Origin of the sequence: Pseudomonas sp. EA_65y_Pfl1_P113 (assembly GCF_963970525.1) — a bacterium.
GTDB lineage: Bacteria > Pseudomonadota > Gammaproteobacteria > Pseudomonadales > Pseudomonadaceae > Aquipseudomonas > Aquipseudomonas tritici.
In genome coordinates this window covers 1-446 of the sequence record NZ_CAXAQM010000611.1, presented here as the reverse complement: position 1 = coordinate 446, position 446 = coordinate 1, and the positions used below count along the sequence as shown (strand labels likewise).

The 446-nt window shown below is 65.7% G+C and carries 1 protein-coding gene; it reads left to right on the top strand.

Features of this window, described 5'->3' with window-relative positions:
- On the top strand, positions 1-446 hold a 446-nt coding region (locus tag AACY52_RS31350), incomplete at both ends, for a PLP-dependent transferase (protein WP_339561548.1).

Genomic DNA, 446 nt, shown 5'->3' with positions numbered 1-446 from the left:
AGCGACGTGATGCTCGGCTCGGTCACGGCGGCACCGGGGCATTTCGGGCGGTTACGCGACACCAGCTTCCAACTTGGCCAAATCGCCAGCCCCGACGATTCGTGGCTTGCGTCGCGCGGCCTGCGCACCATGGCGGTGCGGCTGAAACAGCATCAGGCGAGCGCGCTGGAAATCGCGCATTGGCTGAAGCAGCGGCCCGAGGTCGCTGCCGTGCTGCATCCGGCGCTCCCCGATTGCCCCGGCCACGAAACCTTCCTGCGCGACTTTAAAGGCTCCTCCGAGCTGTTCTCCTTCGTCCTGAACGGCGGCAATGAAGCCGCCCGCGCGGCGCTGATCGACGGGCTGGAGCATTTCGGGATCGGCTATAGTTGGGGCGGTTTCGAAAGCTTGGCCCTGCCCGTCGATCCGCAACGGTATCGCAGCGTAACCAAGCGCGCTCATGCTGG